General features: G+C 67.5%; 16 protein-coding genes and 1 tRNA gene. 2 read left to right on the top strand and 15 right to left on the bottom strand.

Annotated features, from left to right (window positions below):
- Window positions 1-23 precede the first annotated feature (23 nt).
- The 4 genes from DYI37_RS09690 to DYI37_RS09705 all read right to left on the bottom strand — a co-directional run bounded on the left by DYI37_RS09690 (window position 24) and on the right by DYI37_RS09705 (window position 3433).
- Window positions 24-1076 carry a PstS family phosphate ABC transporter substrate-binding protein gene (locus tag DYI37_RS09690; RefSeq protein WP_116683048.1) on the bottom strand — a complete coding sequence of 351 codons (1053 nt, stop codon included), beginning with the start codon at window positions 1074-1076 and terminating at the stop codon, window positions 24-26.
- Between the two features lie 140 nt (window positions 1077-1216).
- Entirely contained in the window at window positions 1217-2485 is a 1269-nt protein-coding gene (locus DYI37_RS09695) for an ATP-binding protein (RefSeq protein ID WP_245413861.1), read from the bottom strand.
- 124 nt (window positions 2486-2609) lie between these two features.
- Window positions 2610-2686, bottom strand: a tRNA-His gene (locus DYI37_RS09700).
- A 102-nt stretch (window positions 2687-2788) separates the two neighbouring features.
- Window positions 2789-3433, bottom strand: coding sequence for a LysE family translocator (locus DYI37_RS09705; protein ID WP_116683049.1), 645 nt, complete (start codon window positions 3431-3433; stop codon window positions 2789-2791).
- A 246-nt stretch (window positions 3434-3679) separates the two neighbouring features.
- Between DYI37_RS09705 and DYI37_RS09710 the strand changes: the two genes are divergently transcribed.
- Complete coding sequence (locus DYI37_RS09710) at window positions 3680-4897, top strand: argininosuccinate synthase (RefSeq protein ID WP_116683050.1); 1218 nt, start codon at window positions 3680-3682, stop codon at window positions 4895-4897.
- A gap of 106 nt (window positions 4898-5003) precedes the next feature.
- On the opposite strand, the gene DYI37_RS09715 is transcribed toward DYI37_RS09710, so the two are convergent.
- The 10 genes from DYI37_RS09715 to DYI37_RS09760 all read right to left on the bottom strand — a co-directional run bounded on the left by DYI37_RS09715 (window position 5004) and on the right by DYI37_RS09760 (window position 13710).
- On the bottom strand, window positions 5004-5321 hold the full coding sequence (locus DYI37_RS09715; protein ID WP_116683051.1) for a DUF167 family protein: 318 nt from the start codon (window positions 5319-5321) through the stop codon (window positions 5004-5006).
- A 24-nt stretch (window positions 5322-5345) separates the two neighbouring features.
- A complete protein-coding gene (locus tag DYI37_RS09720) occupies window positions 5346-5648 on the bottom strand; it encodes a YggT family protein (RefSeq protein ID WP_116683052.1) in 303 nt (100 codons plus the stop codon).
- A 283-nt stretch (window positions 5649-5931) separates the two neighbouring features.
- Window positions 5932-6738: a hypothetical protein gene (locus tag DYI37_RS09725; RefSeq protein WP_116683053.1), complete on the bottom strand. Its 807-nt coding sequence runs from the start codon at window positions 6736-6738 to the stop codon at window positions 5932-5934.
- Between the two features lie 2 nt (window positions 6739-6740).
- Window positions 6741-7727, bottom strand: a complete 987-nt coding sequence (locus tag DYI37_RS09730; RefSeq protein ID WP_116683054.1) for an energy transducer TonB family protein — start codon at window positions 7725-7727, stop codon at window positions 6741-6743.
- The gene (locus DYI37_RS09735; protein ID WP_116683055.1) at window positions 7727-8194 is read right to left on the bottom strand and encodes an ExbD/TolR family protein; all 468 of its coding nucleotides are present in this window, start codon (window positions 8192-8194) and stop codon (window positions 7727-7729) included. Before DYI37_RS09735 ends, DYI37_RS09730 begins: the two co-directional genes overlap by 1 nt.
- A gap of 81 nt (window positions 8195-8275) precedes the next feature.
- Entirely contained in the window at window positions 8276-8662 is a 387-nt protein-coding gene (locus tag DYI37_RS09740; RefSeq protein WP_158555123.1) for an ExbD/TolR family protein, read from the bottom strand.
- A 2-nt stretch (window positions 8663-8664) separates the two neighbouring features.
- Window positions 8665-9378, bottom strand: coding sequence for a MotA/TolQ/ExbB proton channel family protein (locus DYI37_RS09745; protein WP_116683057.1), 714 nt, complete (start codon window positions 9376-9378; stop codon window positions 8665-8667).
- A 75-nt stretch (window positions 9379-9453) separates the two neighbouring features.
- Window positions 9454-9930, bottom strand: coding sequence for a hypothetical protein (locus DYI37_RS09750; RefSeq protein ID WP_116683058.1), 477 nt, complete (start codon window positions 9928-9930; stop codon window positions 9454-9456).
- 470 nt (window positions 9931-10400) lie between these two features.
- A complete protein-coding gene (locus tag DYI37_RS09755) occupies window positions 10401-11243 on the bottom strand; it encodes a glutamine amidotransferase-related protein (RefSeq protein WP_158555124.1) in 843 nt (280 codons plus the stop codon).
- Between the two features lie 376 nt (window positions 11244-11619).
- Window positions 11620-13710, bottom strand: a complete 2091-nt coding sequence (locus DYI37_RS09760) for a PhoX family protein (protein ID WP_116683060.1) — start codon at window positions 13708-13710, stop codon at window positions 11620-11622.
- Window positions 13711-14057: 347 nt separating this feature from the next.
- Here DYI37_RS09760 and DYI37_RS09765 point away from each other — a divergent pair, with 347 nt between their 5' ends.
- Window positions 14058-17258 carry an EAL domain-containing protein gene (locus DYI37_RS09765; protein WP_116683061.1) on the top strand — a complete coding sequence of 1067 codons (3201 nt, stop codon included), beginning with the start codon at window positions 14058-14060 and terminating at the stop codon, window positions 17256-17258.
- A 189-nt stretch (window positions 17259-17447) separates the two neighbouring features.
- Here DYI37_RS09765 and DYI37_RS09770 read toward each other — a convergent pair whose 3' ends face one another.
- Entirely contained in the window at window positions 17448-18935 is a 1488-nt protein-coding gene (locus DYI37_RS09770) for a VWA domain-containing protein (protein WP_158555125.1), read from the bottom strand.
- Window positions 18936-19022: the final 87 nt, after the last annotated feature.

Raw genomic sequence — 19022 nt, forward strand, 5'->3', positions numbered from 1 at the left:
CGCCTCGCGGATCATTTCGAGGCTTAGCCGGAGACCGAGACCGAGTCGCCGTTCTCGAACTGCTCGATCTGCTGTGCGCGCTCGTCCTGCGGCAGCGGAACGAGGCCGTATTCGACCGTCGGCGAGCCGTCGCCCGTCATCTGCTCCGACAGGAAGAACTGCACGTATTCCTGAAGGCCCGGAACGACGCCGAGATGGGCGCGCTTGACGTAGAAGTAGAGCGGACGCGACACCGGATACTCGCCCGAAGCGATCGTCTCGGCCGAAGGCGTCACGTCGTCGATCGTGGCGACCTGGAGGCGGTCCTGGTTCTGCTCGAAGAAGGCGAGACCGAACACGCCCACCGCCTGCGGATTGGCTTCGATGCGGGCCAGCGTCTCGGTGTAGTCACCCGAGATCTCACCGATGGTGTTGTCGTTGCGGACCTGCATGCAGGCGTCTTCCGCCGCATCCTCGTCCATTCCGCCGTCCATCATCATCTTCATGGCGCCGGAGTCTTCACAGCCCTGAAGCAGGAGCTTCTCCTCGAAGACTTCGCGCGTGCCGTGGTTGGAGGCCGGGATATAGGCCGAGATCTGCTGATCGGGGAGCGAGGCGTCCACGTCCGACCACTTGGCGTAGGCGTTCGGGCCCATCTGGCCGTCCTGCGGAACCTGCGCGGCCATCGCCTTGTAGACCATCTCGGGGGTCAGGGCGAACGAGGGGCCCGAGGCTGCGGATGCGAAGACGATGCCGTCATAGCCGAACTTGATCTCGGAGATCTCGTTGACGCCGGCATCGTTGCAGGCCTGGATCTCCGAGTCGCGGATCGGGCGCGAGGAGTTGGCGACGTCGATCGTGTCAGGGCCGACGCCCTGGCAGAACTGCTTCAGACCGGCGGACGAGCCACCCGATTCGACCACCGGGGTCGGATAGTCGGGGAAGGTCTCGCCGAAGTTCTCGGCCACGATCTGCGCATAGGGCAGAACGGTCGAGGAACCGGCGACCTGGATCGGCTCGCCGGACTGGGCGAAGGCCGGGGCGGACAGGCCGAGGGCGGAGCCCACGAGAAGGCTGGCGAGGAGCTTGTTGTGCAAGGGATGTCTCCGGTTACGGTTCGAATGGACGCCTGTTGAAAGTTACGCCGGTCGGCCGGCGCAGAACTCTTGCGTTCGACGGGTTCCTAACGCCCTTCCACGAACCATATATGACAGCCGGAGCACAGTTTTATGACAGGTTAAACACTTGATTTTTCAGGTTTTATTTGCGCTTCACCCGCATTCCCGGAAAGCCTCGCGAACCGCGTCGTGAAGATCGTGCCGCGACCGGGCTCGGAATCGATGAGAAGACGGGCCTTGTGGCGCTGGAGAATGTTGCGGACGATGGCGAGCCCGAGGCCCGTTCCCTGCATGGCCCGCGAGGAGCCGACATCGACGCGGTAGAACCGCTCCGTCAGGCGCGGCACGTGCTCGGCAGCGATCCCCTCGCCGAAATCCTCCACCGAGGCGTCGACGACCGGATGGCCGCGTTCGGCACCGGTGCGCAGGCGCAGGACGACGCGCCCGCCCGACCGGCCGTATTTGCAGGCGTTCTCCACGAGGTTCGAGAAGACCTGCATCAGCTCGTCGCTCGCGCCGGCGACTTCGAGGCCCGACGGTCCGAGATCGGTCTCGATCGCAACGCCCATATCGCTCGCGAGCGGGGCCATCTGATCGGCCACCTTCGTCAGAATCGCGCGCAGGTCCACCGCCTCGCTCACCGGCAGGTGCCGCTTCATCTCGATTCGCGAGAGCGAGAGAAGATCGTCGATCAGCCGCGACATGCGCGCGGCCTGGTCCCGCATGATGGCGAGGAAACGGTCACGCGCGAGCGCATCGTCCCGGGCCGGCCCCTGGAGCGTCTCGATGAAGCCCGTCAGCGAGGCGAGCGGCGTTCGCAGTTCGTGGCTGGCATTGGCGACGAAATCGGTGCGGATGCGATCGGTCTGGCGCACGGCGGTCCGGTCGGAGAAGACGAGAAGAAAGATCCGGGGCCGGCCGCCGTCCCGGTCGCGAACCGGCAGGATCTCGATCTCGAAGCTTCGATCGGCCCCGCGCCGCTCGTCGAGAAAGGCCGTGCGGCGCTCGTCCATCCGCATGGCGTCGTCGATGGCGGACAGGACGTGGGGCGCACGAAAGCGCAGCGCGACGGCCTCTCCGATGGCGAGCCGCCCGAGCGGTTCGATCGAGGCCGGGTTCTGATAGGTGAGGGTCGTCTCGCGATCGAGCACGAGCACCGGCTCGGCCAGCGCCTCGACGATCGCCCGGCTGCCGGCACCGAACGCCTCGCGCTCGACCGGCGCCTCGGCGCCGACGGGTCTCGGCTCGGACCGGCCGACCGGCCAGAAGAGAATGGCGATAAGGAAGACGCAGAACAGCGCGAGTTCGATGGCGATGCCCGGATCGAAGACGCTGGCAAGTCCCGTCGCTACGACCGCGAAGAGCGCCAGCGATTTCAGCCGTCGCACCGCGCGCCTCGGATCCCGGTCGGCCGGCACCGGCGTCACGACGCGCCACCCACCACGCTGCGGCCGCAGCGGCCCTGCCCGTCGCGCGTCCTCACAACCATGATCCTATCGGGATGGGAAGAAATGGTACGGTTGGGTGGTCTCGAACCACCGACCTCCGGAGCCACAATCCGACGCTCTAACCAACTGAGCTACAACCGCACGCTCGCCGTCTCCGAAAGGGAGTGGCGACGATGCGGCCCGAGATAGAGCGTTTTTTCGCGCCGTGCAAGGGCTTCCTTTCATGGGGAGGCGGCGAAATCCTCATCGTCCCTGGGCGACGAGAATTCGGATGGCGAAGGCCGAAAAGACGCCGGCGAACAGCCAGTCGATGGCGCGCGTCACCTTCGGCCGGCGCATCAGCACGCCGGAGAGCGTGTCGGCGGCGAGAATCATCGGCACGCTCACGGGAATGGCCACCGCGATGAAGAGAAGGCCGAGAAAGACGAGCTTACCGGCCGCGTGCGGATCGGAAGCGGAGACGAATTGCGGCAGGAAGGTCACGAAGAAGAGGATGATCTTCGGGTTGAGGAGATTGATCCCGAGACCGGTCAGCCAGTGCCCGAACGTGCTGCGCCGGCGCGCGGGCCGGCCGGGCTTCACGCTGAGGGCGGAGCCCGAGACCACGGCCTGGACCGCAAGGAAGATCAGATAGGCGGCGCCCGCGAACTTCAGGACGAGGAAGGCCTCGGGCGAGGCCGCGATCAGGGCCGAGATGCCGAAGGCGGCAAGGCTCGTATGGACCAGAATGCCGCTCGATGCCCCGAGCATCGCCGCAAAGCCCGCCTTGCGCCCCGAAGAGAGCGTGCGCCCCAGGAACAGGGTCATGTCCGGCCCCGGCGTGATGGTCAGCACCACGGCGGCGAGAAGGAAGGCGGCAAGGGTCGCGGGGTCTGGAACGAAGGTCATCCTGCATCCTGTCAAATCGGACCGGACGAGGGGATCTTCGCCTTCGTGAGAGGCTCGATCGGAGGGTCCCGGAAACCGGCGCACCCGCTGAAGCCCGCGCCGCCCGCAATCTAGCACCGGCGAGGATAGCCGTCAGCCCGTCCACACCCCTCCCCCCGCAGATATCGCCCTGCGCCCCGTTTCCTCGCCCGCGAAGCTTGCTATACAGCGCGCGAACCTTCGAACTCTGCATCAGAAAGCGAACCCATGGCCCTTCCCCGCGACGTCAAGAAGGTCGTCCTCGCCTATTCCGGCGGGCTCGACACCTCGATCATCCTCAAATGGCTGCAGACCGAACTCGGCGCCGAAGTGGTGACCTTCACCGCCGATCTCGGCCAGGGCGAGGAACTCGGCCCTGCCCGCGAAAAGGCCGAGCGCGCCGGCGTCAAGGACATCTATATCGAGGACGTGCGCGAGGAGTTCTGCCGCGACTTCGTCTTCCCGATGTTCCGGGCCAACGCCGTCTACGAGGGCACCTATCTCCTCGGCACCTCGATCGCCCGCCCGCTGATCTCCAAGCGCCTCGTCGAGATCGCGGCCGAGACAGGCGCCGACGCCATCGCGCACGGTGCGACCGGCAAGGGCAACGATCAGGTGCGCTTCGAGCTCTCGGCCTATGCGCTGAACCCCGACATCAAGGTCATCGCCCCCTGGCGCGACTGGTCGTTCAAGTCGCGCACCGACCTTCTCGATTTCGCCGAGAAGAACCAGATCACGGTGACCAAGGACAAGCGCGGCGAGGCCCCGTTCTCGGTCGATGCCAACCTTCTCCACTCCTCCTCCGAGGGCAAGGTGCTGGAGGACCCGAACGAGGCGCCGCCGCCCTACGTCTTCATGCGCTCCGTCAGCCCCGAAGAGGCCCCGGATACGCCGACGACGATCACCATCGGCTTCGAAAAGGGCGATCCGGTCTCGATCGACGGCAAGACCATGAAGCCGCACGAGCTCCTCGCAGCGCTCAACGATCTCGGCCGCGACAACGGCATCGGCCGTCTGGATCTCGTGGAGAACCGCTTCGTCGGCATGAAGTCGCGCGGCATCTACGAAACGCCGGGCGGCACGATCCTGCTCGCCGCGCACCGGGCGATCGAGTCGATCACGCTCGATCGCGGTGCCATGCACCTCAAGGACCAGCTGATGCCGCAATATGCCGAGCTGATCTATAACGGCTTCTGGTTCTCGCCCGAGCGCGAGATGCTGCAGGCCGCCATCGATCATTCCCAGAAGCACGTGGAAGGCACGGTGCGCCTCAAGCTCTACAAGGGCAATGTCATCGTGGAAGGCCGCGAGAGCGCGAAGTCGCTCTATAACGACGCCCTCGTCACCTTCGAGGACGATCACGGCGCCTACGACCAGAAGGATGCGGCCGGCTTCATCAAGCTCAACGCCCTGCGCCTTCGCACCCTCGCCAAGCGCGGCGCCTGAGCCGGGTCGAGCCAACCACACAGGTCGAGCCGCCGGGGAGAACCTCCGGCGGCTTTTTTGTTAGTGTCAGGAAGCATAGGCCCGGCGGATGATCCGCGCCGCCGGCTCAGGCCCCGGCGAGGCCTTCCGCGATCGCGGCAAGCCGCTCCGCCTCGCCGCGCAGATGCACGGTCTTCGAGCGCGAAGTCACGCCCGCGACGACCGCCACATCCGATTTCGCGCATCCGAAGGCGCGGGCGAGGAGCGCGGCGAGCGCTGCGTTGGCGCGCCCGTCCTCGGGCAGCGCACGCACCCTCGCCTTCAGGCGCAGCCGTCCCGCGCCGTCCTCGGCCACCGCATCCAGCCTGTCGGCGGAACTCTTCGGCGTCAGCCGCACGAAGAGCCGGATGCCGTCGCGGGCGGTCTCGAAGAACGGATCGGCCAAGGCCGGTCAGCCCGGTCCTTCAGGTCAGATGCCGGCCTGCGCCACCGCCGGATAGAGATAGATGATGATGACCTGCTGCAGGAAGAAGATGCCCAGCAGGGCGACGAGCGGCGACAGATCGAGCCCGCCGAGATCCGGCAGGAAGCGGCGGATGCGGCGATAGAGCGGCTCGGTCATCCGGTAGAGGAACTGCGCGATCGAATCGACGAACCCGTTGCCGGAATTGACGATGTTGAAGGCGTAAAGCCACGACAGGATCGCCGAGGCGATGATGATCCACCAGTAGATGTTGAGGGCGAGCATCACGACACTGAGAACGGCGAGCATGGCGGGAATGGTGTCCTTCGGGTTGAGGCTCCTTCGGGCGCAAATGCGTCCTTCGGAGCGCGAACGGATGGGGCGGCATGCCGGCCTCAGGACCGGGACCGTTCCCCTCATAGGCCGACATCGTGAGGAAAAGCATAAGACGGCGGCCGAACAGGGCATCTGGACCCGCCGCCCGAGGACGGGCGCGCGGGGCCCCATGCCATGTAAAGATCGGTGCCTGTCGCCGCAAGGAAGGGCCAGGAGACAAGGCCGCGGCGCCCGTCGCGCGCCGGCGGGTCCCCGGTCAGGCAATCGCCGGATCGCCCGTCCTGAAGGGGCAGGTCCCGCAGAAGGAGCGGGCCGCTGACGAATATTTGAGGCAGCAGGCCCGTCTCGTGATCGCCGCACCGCCGCCTCCCGCCTCGAAACCGGCTCGATCGGCCTCCCAGTCGATCGCATCCACGCAATCGGGCGCGAATGCTGCGAGATAGGTCCGCATGGCCGAACGCGCGGCCGGTCGCGGGGCGCCTGCCCGGCAGAGGGCAAGCCAGGGCGAAAGGAGGCCGATCGCGTGATTGCTGGCAAGGATCGGGCCGCCCTTGCGCGGCTGCGTCCGGTCGATCGCGCCGAGAAGCGCGAGAAGATCGGCGCTCGCGGCCCGCACCTCGTCCGGCGCGGCCGCGCGCCAGTCGGGCGTGACGGCCCGCGGGCGAAGGCCGATCGCCCGTTCCTCGATCAGGAACCGCGCTTCGCCCGGCCCGGCGGTCGCGATCGATCCCTCCAGAAGCCAGAGGGCCGAAAGCGCGCCGAGACTTGCGCGGGCGAGATGGCGGTGCACCTGGCAGACCGCGACCGATCGGGAGGGCGCGCCCCGCCTCCGCTCGTCGAGAACCGCCCGCGAGACGGCGGACGGGCGCAACAGATCGGCAAGCCGCAGATCGTCCGGGCCCCGAGCGGTCTCGCCGATCATCGCGCAGATCCGCGTCAGCGCACGGCGGCGCGGCTCGGCGGCAAGCGTCTGCAGAAGGTCGAGAAACGCCGCGCGGGAGGGATCGGCAACCCCTCCCCCGAGGCGCCTGCCGGCCTCGAACATCTCTCGGGACGGCTCCATGCTCATCTCAGCTGGAAGCGGATCGGCACCGTGAAGCTCATGCTTTGGCGTCCCGCCACGGCCGGAATCGGCGGGAAGGGAGCGGCGCGGCGAACCGTATCGACCGCGGCCTGGTCGAGGAGCCCGTTGCCGGAGGAGCGCACGAGCCGGATACCGCTCACCCCGCCCCGCGCGGTCACGGTGAAGGCGACGCTCGCGACCCCCTGGGCCTGGCTGCGCCGGGCGGCCGATGGATAGCGCTGGGCCCTGCGGATGCGCGAGAGCACCTGCCCGGAATAGTTCGACGTCGCCTGGGCGGCACTCACGCCCGAGCCGCGACTGCCGGATCGTGCGGATCGCCCGGCCTCCTGCGAGCCGCGCCGCGCATCCGCCTGGCTGGCTCCGCGATTGCCGCTGCGCTGCTCGGCGCGCTGCGGCGTCCGCCGCTCGGTCCGGGCCGGCTTCGGGTCCGGCTCGGACTGGGCGACCTGCGGTCTCGGCGCGGGCGGCGGCGGGCGCTTGGTCGGCGCGGGAACGTTCTCGGGCTGCGGGTCCATCGCCTCCACCGTTTCCGTCACGGATGCGGTCTCGATGGTGTCGGGCTCGACGGCCGCGACCTCGGCCGGCTCGCTCACGGCCTCCGTCGCCTCGGAGGATTCGGTCACGAGTTCGCTGTCGACCGGCTCGGCCGTCTCCGGCGTCTCGGCCGGCTCGGCGGTGTCGACGGTTTCGGCGGGCTCCGCGCTCGCCATCTCGTTCACCGGCTCGGCCTCGACCGGCTGCACCGCTTCCGGCTCGACCGTCTCGCTCGTATCGTTCGCGCTCTGGTCGCCGGCCGAGACCGCGTCGAAGGGATCGCCCACCATCGCGAGCTCGATCCCCGGCCCGCCTTCGAGCATGGCCGTCTCCTCGCGATCCGCATCGCTCAGCAGCCAGAGCGCCAGCGCTCCGTGGATCGTAAGGGAGAGGATGACGGCGCAGGCGATCGCCGTGCGGGACAGTCCGCCCATCACTGCGGCCCTCCCGCGCGGGTCACGATATGGGCCGCATAGCCCGCCTCGCGCAGCTGGCGCAGGATCGCGATGAGATCGCGCGCCGGCAGGTCGCGATCGGCGGTGACCGAAAGGGGGGCTCCCGTCGCCGCCTCGCCTTCGGTCTCGCCGGTCTCGCGAGCCTCGCCCGCGGGCGGGACCTGCGCCTCGGGGGCCGAGCGGGTGGTCGAGAGTTCGGCGATCAGCGCATCCATCTCGATCGCCGCGCCGCCATAGCGCAGCTCGCCCTCGGCGGTGATGCCCACCGGCTCGGCCGGCGGCGGCGCGCCCTCCGCGTCGCGCGTGGAGATCAGCCGGATCTCGGGATCGGCGCCCGGCGCGATCGTTCCGGCGAGCAGGAAGAAGATCAGCATCAGGAAGACGACGTTGATGAGCGCGATCGTCGGATCCTGTGCCTTGCGCTTTTCGGCTTGTTTCAGTCGCATGATCGGCCTTCGGGATCGTCATCAGGGTGGGCGTCGTCAGAGTGGGCGTCGTCTGGCGTGGGGGCCGGCAGGCCAGAGGGTTCAGTCGGCGACGGAGATCTTCGTGAAGCCCGAGCGCTGCGCGGCCTCCACCGCGTTCACCAGCGTCTGGCTCACGGCGTCCTCGGTGGCGGTCACGAGAAGCGTCTCGCCGCCGGCCTGCCGAAGCGCCGCGAGCCGGTCCGCGATGTCGGCAAGCCCCACGGTCTCCCCGTTGATCGTCACTTGATCGTCGGCACCCGCCCGCAGGAGAACGTCCGGCGAGGAGCCGCCGCTCGCCCCTTCGGCATTGGGGGCGGCGATGTCCACCTGCTGGTGGCGAACGAAGGTGGAGGTCAGCATGAAGAAGAGGAGCAGCAGAAAGATCACGTCGATGAGCGAGGTCACCGACAGGGCCGCACGCTTCTTCGGATTGCGCGAGATCCGCACCCTTATTCCCCCGGAACGAGGCTCGGCTCAGCCTTGCGGACCGACGGGCCCTTCGCCCGGGCCGCAGCCTCCGGCGCACGGTCGGTGATCCGCCTCGTGAAGATCGCCGCGAGCGCGGTCTCCATGCCCACCCGCTCGTTCTCGATGCGGCTGTCGAGCCAGGTGACGGCGAGCTGCGTCGGCATCGCCACGGCAAGGCCCACGGCCGTCGTCAGGAGCGCCACCCAGATGCCGCCGGCAAGCTGCGACGGATCGATGTTCGAGCCCGCACCCTGCATGGCCTGGAAGGCCTCGATCATGCCGAGCACGGTGCCGAAGAGGCCGAGCAGCGGCGCGATCTGGGCGATCGCCTCGAGAAGGCGCAGCCCGGCCGTCAGCCGGTGCAGCCGCTCCTGGGCGATCCGCTGCACGTCCTCTTCCACATCGGCGCGGGCGTCAGGCCTGAAGAGAATTCCCCTGATGGCGGCGGCGACGACCACGGCCACCGGACTGCACCCCCCTTGTGCGATCGTCAGCGCATCGCGCTCCTGTCCGTCCACGAAGCGGTCGACGGCCTTCTTCGACGTGCCGCGCCGGCCGACCCCAGCGGCCGCGAACTGCCAGATCTTCAGAAGGAAGGTCGCCAGCGAGATCACCGAGAGAAAGAGCAGGATCAGGGTCACGGCGCCGCCGAGCTCGTAGAGGTCGTAGAGCGGTGACAGGAGGGTTTCGAACATGGCTCAACCTTCACCCGAAGCGGACGGAAAAGGCCCGGCGGGTTTTTTTAAACGAGAAAAACGGCGCCCGGCCCGTCAGAGACCGAACGCGATATCGGCCTTCGAGGACGCGGCGAGCGCGGACATGCACCGGTTCTTGTCGACGGCCTCGCCGCCATCGGCGCCCTCGCAGGCGGCGACGTCGTTGACGAGGACGCGGTCGATCGCCTTGCAGTCCGCCCCCGAAAGATTGAACTCCCGCACCTTCGTGCGGCCCTCGTCCATGGCGCCGAAGTCGAGAACGAGGAGCCGGTCGATCAGCCCGCCCGGCTTGAACAGCACCACCTCGAACGCGGCCTTGGCGAGATCGACGCCCGTCTTGTTCGTCGTCACGAAGCCGAGGCGGCATCCCTGGTCCGTGTCCACGGCCCGGTTGAGCTCGAGGCTGAGGCTGCCTGCATCCTTCGCGCCTTGCGCCGTCTCGCTTCCTTGCGCGAATGCGGCGGCCGGGACGGCGAGGATGGCGGCAGATGCCAGAGCGGCGATCGATCGGCGGGCGAACCGGGCGAGCATGGGCGGATCCTGGATTGTTTGGCATGGGGCCCGGAGGGGCGTCACGGCGACCTATCGAAAGTCGAGTATAGGAGTCAAGTAATGACAGGCAAGTTGTTCTGCCCAAAAGCCTCTTTCTCGTCACTCTGCCGCAAGCAACTTAGAGACGTTCCAATTCGTTGTTTGGACAGATTCCAGACTGGCCGCCCGCCGGCGTGGAACTACGCACACGCCCAGGCGGCATTCCATCCGTTCCGGGCACGATGACCGGCTATGTTGACGGCGTTCGTCGACTTAATGCGGGGCGAGAAAAACCGGCCTCCGGTTTTCCGTTCGCACCCTGTGCAACAGGGGTCCTGACGCGCGGCGTTCGATGAGATCGAAGACCGCGCTTCAGGTGAATCGGGACCCGGGCGAAGCGGGACCGGACGAACCGATGCCTTGCGACGATATCTGTGGAATCGGAAACCGAAGCCTCCGGCGCTTTCGCCTCAGGGGCGACGCGCGGCGAGGTGCGCGAGGCTGTTGCGAATCTCCGTCATCCGGCGCGCGGGCTCGAACACGTCCGCATCGAGCCCCAGCCGCCAGGCGATGTCGTGGCGCTGCGGATCATCGGCGAGATCCGTAAGCATCGCCGCATAGGCGCGGATGTCGTCCTCGCCCCGGGCGAGCCCCTCCTCCACGAGGCTCGTGGACTGGCGAAGGATCGCCGCCGCGATCTCGTCGATGGCGATCTCGGGATGGTACTGGACGCCGTGGAAGACCCCCGCCCCGTGCCGGATTTCGGCAGCTTCCACCGGCGTGTGCTTGGAGCGGGCAAGCACGGTCCCGCCCGGCGGCATCTGCGCGATCACGTCGGCATGCATGGCCGGCGCATCCCAGACGAGAGGCCGTCCCGCCAGCAGGAAATGGTCGCGGCCCTCGGTCGTCGCGACGATACCGCGCGTGAACCCGGCCTTCATGGAGGGCGAGCGCGTCTCGACCCGTCCCCCGGCCGCAACGGCGGCGATCTGCAGGCCGGCGCAGGAGCCGAAGGCGGAGAGGCCGACTGAGAACACCCGCGTCATGAAGTCGGCGGCCGCGCGCGTTGCGGCATTGTCCTGATGCATCGCGATGGGCGAACCCGCGAAGAACGCGCCGTCGAAGGCCGCAAGGTCGAGACCGTCGGCCGCCGCCCCGCCGCCGAGGCAGGAAACGGTCTCGATCGCCGCGTCCGGCGCGAGCGCCGAGACGGTCTGCCGGTAGGTCTCGTCCGAGGATGCGCCCGCCGTGCGGCGGCGTTCGTCGGCTTCGTCCGGGGTTTCGCTGGCGACGACGAGGAGTTTGAGGGGCAAGACGATCCGTTGTGTTGGAGGGTCGGCTGCTTGGAACGACAAGCGACGGGTCCGGGTCGGCAGTTCGCTCCGAACCTTCGTTTCAGGGCGCGATGTCGTCCGAAAAGTCGTCCGACCGTCCGGCATCACACCCGGCATGTGTTCGCGAGGCGAAGATTCCGGCGCGGTTTCTGGAGCTCTGACTATAGGAACCCATGCGCCGAAGGCGCCCTCCATGCGGCAATTTCCCACAGCCAAATCATGGCGGGCGCGACGGAGGCGTCAGGCGTTTCCCGTCGCGCTCCGGCCCCCTGCCGAGCGAAGGCGGCTGCCGAACGCAAAAGGAGCGCGCCCGGCCTGCCGGGCACGCTCCCTGTTCATTCCTGATCGTAAAACGTCAGGACGACGCGATCTTGCCGCCGCCGCGCTTGGTGATCGCGACCACCGAGGGACGCGTCGGCATCGCATCGTCGAAATCCGGCCAGCGGGTCGACAGGTCCTCGTAATAGGAGAGCCTGCCGAACTCCTCCCAGTCCTCGCCGCCATCTGCCGGATGCTGCACGGCGACGAAGAAGGTCGAGAGGTCGGGCGTCGGACGGGGCCCGCACATCTCGGCGCCCACCGGCACCCGGTAGAAGAGCTTGGAGGTGCCGCGAGCGCTGCCCTCGGTGTCCATGGCCCACAGCCCGTCGGTGCGGCCCGTCGCCTTCGGCGAATTGCCGTCGGTCGAGACCCAGAGGCGGCCGTCGGAATCCACGGCGCAGTTGTCGGGCATGCCGAACCAGCCATTTTCCGTGGTCTCAGTCGAGAAGGTCGCGCCCACATCGGCGATCGAGGGATCGCCGCACTTCACGAGAATTTCCCACCGGCCCTTGGTCGCGGCGAAGTCCCCGTTCTCCTCGGCGATCTCGACGATATGGCCGAAGGCGTTCTCGAGGCGCGGATTGGCGGCGTTCGCCTCCTTGCGCTTGGTATTGTTGGTCAGCATCACGTAGACGCGGCCGTTCGAGCCGTTGGGCTCGATATCCTCGGGCCGGTCCATCGGCGTCGCCTCGAGGAGATCGGCCGCACGGCGCGTCTCGATCAGGACATCGGCCTGGCTCTCGAACCCGTTCTCGGCCGTCAGCGGACCCTCGCCATGGGTGAGCGGCATCCATTCGACGGAGCCGTCCTCGTCGAAGCGCGCCACATAGAGCGTGCCGTCGTCGAGAAGGTCCATGTTCGCGGCCCGGTCGTCCGGGTTGAACTTGCCGGCGGTGACGAACTTGTAGACGTAGTCGAAGCGCTCGTCGTCGCCGAGATAGAAGACGACCCGGCCATCGGGTGCGACGATGCTCTCGGCGCCTTCGTGCTTGAAGCGGCCGAGCGCGGTGCGCTTCTTCGGCGTGGAGTTCGGATCCTCCACATCCACCTCGACCACCCAGCCGAAGCGGTTCGGCTCGTTCGGCTCCTTGGAGAGGTCGAACCGGTCGTGGAACCTGCCCCATTCATAGGAGGCGTCCGGCACGCCGTAGCGCTCGTAATTCTCCGCCTCGCGATGCCCTTCCGGCAGTTCGCCGATGAAGTAGCCGTGGAAGTTCTCCTCGGCCATGATGTAGGTGTTCCAAGGCGTGACGCCGCCGGCGCAGTTGTTGAGCGTGCCGAACACCTTCCGGCCGGTCGCGTCGGCATTGGTCTTCAAACGGTCGCTGCCGGCCGCCGGACCCGAAACTTCCATCTCGGTGGTCGAGGTGATGCGCCGGTTTTTGCCGCCGTCCAGCACCGGCTGCCACTTGCCGTTCTCCTTGCGGATCTCGATGATCGTGCCGCCATGGGCCGCCATCTCGATATCGACGCGCTTCTGGTCGGCTGGCGCGATCACGAGTTCGAACGGCTCGGTCGGCGTCAGGGCGGCTTCGGTCGAGGTCGGCTGGCTGCCTTCGGCCGTCTCGTCGTCCGTCGCGACACCCTCGGAGGCGATCGGATTGCCGCCCTTCACCGTCACGATGCCCGGGAACATCAGGTGCTCGTTGGTGTATTCGTGATTGACCACCAGATAGCCGTGCTCGGACGAGCCGTCGATCGGGATATAGCCGACGAAGTCGTTGTTGTAGCCGAACTGGCGGGCCTGGGCTTCCGGCGTCTGGTTCGCCGGATCGAAGTCCGGCGAGTCGGCGAACACCTTGTCGCCCCAGCGCAGGAGCACGTCCGCGTCGTAGCCCTCGGCCACGTGATGATCCCGGTCGATGCCGGCGGTCACTTCCTTGAAGTCGAAGACCGTGCCGGCATCCTGCGCATGGGTCTCGTCGGCGGCCATCAGCGCCATCGGCGAGACCGTCGCGGCGATCGCGGTCGCGGCGAGCGAACCCTGCAGGAAGCTGCGGCGCGAGAACCGGCGGGCGATGATCTCGCCCATGGTCGGCGTCTGGGTCGGGTTGAGGCCCGGCCCGTCGGCCTCTTCGAGCTGGCTCGTCCGGAAGACGGCTTTCGGCTTGACGTGTTCGTTCATGGGGGGTCGCTCCGTCGAATGATCGATCGATAGGGTCGTATCTCGTGGAAGGTCCGAGCCGGGCTCGCCGCGCCGGGAAAGGGCGCCGTCTTCACAACGGCGCGGGATCACCGGCTGCGAACACCCCGCACCGCTCACAGAGGCGAACGGGGGGTTCGGATCTTTCGGCCCGTCGATACCGAGGCGCCATGACAGGTGCGTGACAGTCTGGAACCATTCCGAAGAATGGCACACGCCCCCCAAAGCGCGGACGGCTCGCCGCGATAACGCACTGCTCGCGGGAGTGGTTGTTTACACAAATTTTCTCACCTTACGGCATAAGTGGAGCGGAAATTCGAGGATCCCGTATGCTCCCAGTCCCTCTCCTCCTTCCGGCCTGCACCGCCGGCGCCGCCATCCTCCTCGTCGCGGGATCATCGGCCAGCCTCGCCGGCTCGCCCGTCGGGGCGCTGGACGTCGAGGCGCGCGTCCTCGACCTTGCCACCTCCATCGACCGGGCCTGGGTCCTCTTTGCCGCAGCGCTCGTCCTGTTCATGCAGGTCGGCTTCCTGATGGTCGAGGCGGGCGCCGTGCGCACCAAGAACGCGGTCAGCGTCGCCCTCAAGAACCTCCTCGACTTCGCCTTCGCCATCCTCGCCTTCATCACGATCGGCTTTTCCCTGGCCTTCGGATCTGAGACGGTCCTCGGCCTTTTCGCCTGGGGCACCCCTCCCTTGTCCATGGAGGCGGCGGGAGAGCTCGACCTCTCCTTCTTCCTGTTCCAGGCGATGTTCTGCGGCACCGCCGCGACCATCGTCTCGGGAGCCGTCGCCGAGCGCATGCGCCTGCGCGCCTATGTCTGCGTCAGCTTCGTCCTTGCCGCCTTCCTCTATCCGGTCTTTGCCCACTGGGCCTGGGGCTCGGCCCTCGCGCATTCGCCGAGCGCCGTTCTCGGCAATGCCCACTTCGTCGACTTCGCGGGCTCGACCGTCGTCCACTCCACCGGCGCCTGGGTCGCGCTTGCCGCCGTCCTCGTCATCGGCTCGCGCAAGGGACGCTTCGACGAGCGGCGCACCGTGCGCTTCGGCGGGCACAGCTCCGTCCTTTCGGCCACCGGCGCGCTGATCCTCCTCGTCGGCTGGATCGGCTTCAACGGCGGCTCCACGCTCGCGCTCACCTCGGCGGTTCCGGCGATCATCCTCAACACCGTCGCGGCGGGCGCGGCCGGGGCGGCCGCCGGCTTCGGCCTTGCCTGGAGGAAAGGGCCGCTCGCCCCCGAGCGGGCGATCAACGGCATGATCGGCGGCCTCGTCGCCGTCACCGCCGGCTGCCATCTCGTCTCGCCCCTCGGCGCCATCCTTCTCGGCGTTCTCGGCTCCCTCGCGGCCAACCGCGCCAATCTCTTCATCGCCCAGCGCCTGCGTCTCGACGATGCGGTCGGCGCCATCGGCACCCACGGCGTCGCCGGCGCGGTCGGCACCATCGGCCTCGCCTTCGTCGCGCCCGCAGCCTCCCTGCCGGCCGGCTCGCGTCTCGATCAGGCGCTCGTCCAGGCGGCAGGCGTCGGCCTCGGCTTCCTCTGGGCCTTCTTCGGCGGCCTCCTCATCCTCCACGTCCTGAAGACGGTCGTCCGCCTCAGGACGACACCCGAGGAGGAAGCGCGCGGCCTCAATATCTGCGAGCACGGCGTGCATCTGGGAACCGGCGAGCTCGAAAGCGCCATCACCACCCTCGTCAGCTCCCCCGTCACGCCGGATCTGCGCCTTCCCGTCGAAGAGGGCGACGACAGCCAGGATCTGGCGAACTGCCTCAACGGGCTGATGGACCGGCTCCATGCGCGCGAAGCCGAACGCCGCATCGCGAGCGCATCCGAAGGCCAAGGCGGTGAGATCGCGCGGTTCGAAGCCCTCGGCACCATCACCGCGGACGCCATCCTCCTCATCCACGACGACATCGTGCGCACCGCCAACGGCGCCGCCGAGGCGCTGTTCGAGGCGCCGGCCGATTTCCTCCTCGGTCGCTCGGTCTCGATCCTGTCGGACATGAACGGCCTGCCGAACCTGTCCACCGGCTTTGCGGATGTGGAGGAGACGACGCGCGAGATCGACATCATGTCCGATCTCGGCCGCGAAGTGCCGGTCGAGATCACCGTGCGCTCGACGAGCCTCCAGGACGAGACCGTGCTCATCGTTCGCCTCACGGACATCTCGGAGAAGCGTGCCGCGCGGGACCGGATCTTTCACCTCGCAATGCACGATCCCCTCACCGATCTGCCGAACCGGGAACTCTTCCGCCGCCGGCTCGACGACGTTCTCGCAACCGATATCGGCAGGCCTTCGGTCGCCCTGCTTCTCGTCGACATGGACCGGTTCAAGGACGTGAACGACATCCACGGCCATCCGAGCGGCGATACCCTGCTCATGGCGGTGGCCGAGAGATTGCGCGCCCAGGTGCGCCAGAACGATACCGTGGCGAGGCTGGGCGGCGACGAGTTCGCCGTCATCCAGACCGAAGTCGCCTTCGCGAACCAGGCGGCGGACCTTGCCCATCGCCTCTTGAAGGCGCTCGCCGAGCCGCTTCTCCTGCCTTCGGGCGCCACCATCCATCCGCGCGCGAGCATCGGCATCGCCTTGGCTCCGCGCGACGGAGACGACTTCGCCTCCCTCATGCAGCATGCCGACCTCGCGCTCTATTCGGCCAAGCAGAACGGTCGCAACGGTTATCAGGCCTTCGAACCCGGCATGGGCCGGGCGCTGCGCCTGCGCCAGGAGCTGGAAAGCGATCTCGGCCTTGCGATCGAGCGCGGCGAGTTCGAGCTCTTCCTCCAGCCGCGCGTCGACCTGACCGATGCGAGAATCTCCTCCTACGAGGCGCTGATCCGCTGGCGCCGTGGCGACATCTACGTCTCGCCGGCCGATTTCATTCCCGTCGCCGAGGCATCGGGTCTCGTGGTTCCGATCGGCGAATGGGTCATCCGCGAGGCGTGCCGCATCGCCGCGAGCCAATTCGAGGAGACGGCGATCAGCGTCAATGTCAGTCCGCGCCAGTTCCTCGATCCGGGCTTTCTGTCGGTGATCCGCCAGGCTCTCGCCGAGACGGGCCTTCGCCCGGAGCGTCTGGAGCTCGAGATCACCGAAGGCGTGCTGATCGACGACGATTCCCGCGCGATCCACATCCTCGGCGAGATCAAGGCGCTCGGCGCTCTCGTCTCCCTCGACGATTTCGGAACGGGCTATTCGTCCCTCAGCTATCTCACCCGGTTCAGGTTCGACACGATCAAGCTCGATCGCAGCTTCGTCCAGGCGACGGACGAGACCGCCTGGCACGTCATCCGCTCGGTGCTCGGCATCGCCGGGGGGCTCAGGGCCCGCGTCGTCGCCGAGGGCGTGGAGACGACGCAGCAGCTCGAACGGCTGATGGTCGTGGGCTGCACCGAGATCCAGGGCTTCCTCGTGGCCGAGCCCCGCCCCGTCCGCGATGTGCCCCGGAAGCTCGATCATCGAACCCGGGCGATGATCCTCGACCGGCGCCCATCCCGCGAGCCGGTCCTCGGCGAAGCCATCATCTGACCCTGCGGCCGGGTCGTGGCGCCCGGCTCGTCGCGCGCAGCGCTTCGCGCGCGAGCTTCGCTTCCGCCCTTGGGTGCCACCCCCGAGTGCGGCATCGGATCGTCCGAAGATGCGGACGAGGGTCGCAGGTCCGATGCCTGCGAGCGCCGCCCGGCGGTCCGTGCGGGCAAGCGGCGCCGGCCCGGCGCTTCACTTGACCAGCCTGACACCTTTGATCTCGCCTGCGATCCGGGCGAAGACGCTTCGCAGTTCACCCGCGGAGGCGATGGCGTAATACTGTTCCGGCCGGGATGCACATCCCCTCAGGACCGCAGGATCGCCGTCGATGAGATTGACCGCATAGACGTTGATCGGCTCGGCGCGCGTCTTGGCGTGCTGGCAGGCGGCCCGTGTGCGATCGTCGATGGGAGTCGTATCGCCGGTGAGGAAGTGCCAGCGGTTCTTCTGGTTCTTGCCGTCCGACAGGATCACCATCACCGGCTCGGCACCGGAGCGCCGCCCGGTCAGCGGCGAGGTGGGCGACAGGGCCTCCATTCCCCACTGAATTCCGATCGTCAGGTTCGTGCTGCCCTCGGCGGTCAGGGCGTCGACGCGGGACGCCACCAGATCCAGATTGCCGTCGAGCGGGCGAACCTCGCCGATCTCCTGCGTGTCGCATTGCGATGTGGGATATTTCCGGCCCGCCCGATCGGGCGCGTCGCTCGTCACGTCGAAGTTCTGGTTGCGATCGATGACACAGCTCTGCTTGCTGGGCTGGTCGTAGACGACGAAATTGCTGACCTGGCTCACCTTGTAATTCATGCACTGGTCGCCCCGGCGCCTGTAGACGCTGTCGATGCAGGTGGCACGGTCGGCACGGATCGCGTTGCGGCCGCTCGCCGTCACGGCCTTGTAGAGGAACGCGTCTTTCGACCCGTCGGCCGTGACATAGGCACCCGTGGAGCCGATGACGAAGCCCGGTCTGCCGCTGGAGCACAGGGGGCCGTAGAAGCTGTCCCAGCCCGTGCCGCTCTCGAGGAGGCGGCAATCGATGAACTCCAGATCGGTTTCCGATCTTGCGAGATTGGCGTCCGAGAGGCGAACCCCGCTGTGGAACGGCACGAGCGCGACCCGGATCCGGTCCCTCTGATCCTTGAACTCGTCCAGGAACAGCCGCACCGCCCCCTTCAGTTCGCGGATTCGCTCGCCCTTCATCGATCCCGAATTGTCGAGAACGAAGGCGATGTCGATGTCCGGCCCCTGTGTTGCCGCCTGGGCGACGACGTTCAGCTTGGCCTTGTCCAGCCCGACGATCTTCATGAAGCGATACGGGACCTCGTCCGCCACGGTATAGGTGAAGACGCCGTTCTCAGCGCTCAACCGGCCGGTGAGTTCGTCATCCGTCCCCGACATGTTCTGATGGAAGAGCTGGTGGGCTCTCGTCTCCCGGTCGCCGAAGGTCGCATCGGCCATGGATGCGGCACCGAGCGCGGCGATATCGGCTGCGCTCTGGATCGCGCTTCGCTTGTGGCTCGCATCCGCCAGATCGACGGCACCTCCGGCGAAAAGGACGAGGGGCACCAGGATCAGCGCCGCGAGCAGCATGAAATTGCCCCCGCGATCGCCGGCGAACGATCGCGCCTCCTTCGCCATGAACCGCACCATGGAGGCAAGGCGTAAGGCAGGAGACGTTTTCATCGACATGTCCATATGTTTCAGAGAAAGTCAGCGGACCTTGGCGATTGGTCATTGAAGATTACTGAAGGATTCACGCAGAACTTGCGC

The sequence above is a fragment of the Fulvimarina endophytica genome (genome assembly GCF_003403015.1).
In the GTDB taxonomy this organism is placed as follows: domain Bacteria; phylum Pseudomonadota; class Alphaproteobacteria; order Rhizobiales; family Rhizobiaceae; genus Fulvimarina; species Fulvimarina endophytica.

Bases quoted from the DNA above. Each gene is read 5' to 3' on its own strand.
- DYI37_RS09765 (WP_116683061.1), top strand. From the start codon at position 14,058: ATGCTCCCAGTCCCTCTCCTCCTTCCGGCCTGCACCGCCGGCGCCGCC.
- DYI37_RS09730 (WP_116683054.1), bottom strand. From the start codon at position 7,727: ATGGGCGGACTGTCCCGCACGGCGATCGCCTGCGCCGTCATCCTCTCC.
- DYI37_RS09725 (WP_116683053.1), bottom strand. From the start codon at position 6,738: ATGGAGCCGTCCCGAGAGATGTTCGAGGCCGGCAGGCGCCTCGGGGGA.
- DYI37_RS09705 (WP_116683049.1), bottom strand. From the start codon at position 3,433: ATGACCTTCGTTCCAGACCCCGCGACCCTTGCCGCCTTCCTTCTCGCC.
- DYI37_RS09720 (WP_116683052.1), bottom strand. From the start codon at position 5,648: ATGCTCGCCGTTCTCAGTGTCGTGATGCTCGCCCTCAACATCTACTGG.
- DYI37_RS09760 (WP_116683060.1), bottom strand. From the start codon at position 13,710: ATGAACGAACACGTCAAGCCGAAAGCCGTCTTCCGGACGAGCCAGCTC.
- DYI37_RS09770 (WP_158555125.1), bottom strand. From the start codon at position 18,935: ATGAAAACGTCTCCTGCCTTACGCCTTGCCTCCATGGTGCGGTTCATG.
- DYI37_RS09735 (WP_116683055.1), bottom strand. From the start codon at position 8,194: ATGCGACTGAAACAAGCCGAAAAGCGCAAGGCACAGGATCCGACGATC.
- DYI37_RS09750 (WP_116683058.1), bottom strand. From the start codon at position 9,930: ATGCTCGCCCGGTTCGCCCGCCGATCGATCGCCGCTCTGGCATCTGCC.
- DYI37_RS09745 (WP_116683057.1), bottom strand. From the start codon at position 9,378: ATGTTCGAAACCCTCCTGTCACCGCTCTACGACCTCTACGAGCTCGGC.
- DYI37_RS09710 (WP_116683050.1), top strand. From the start codon at position 3,680: ATGGCCCTTCCCCGCGACGTCAAGAAGGTCGTCCTCGCCTATTCCGGC.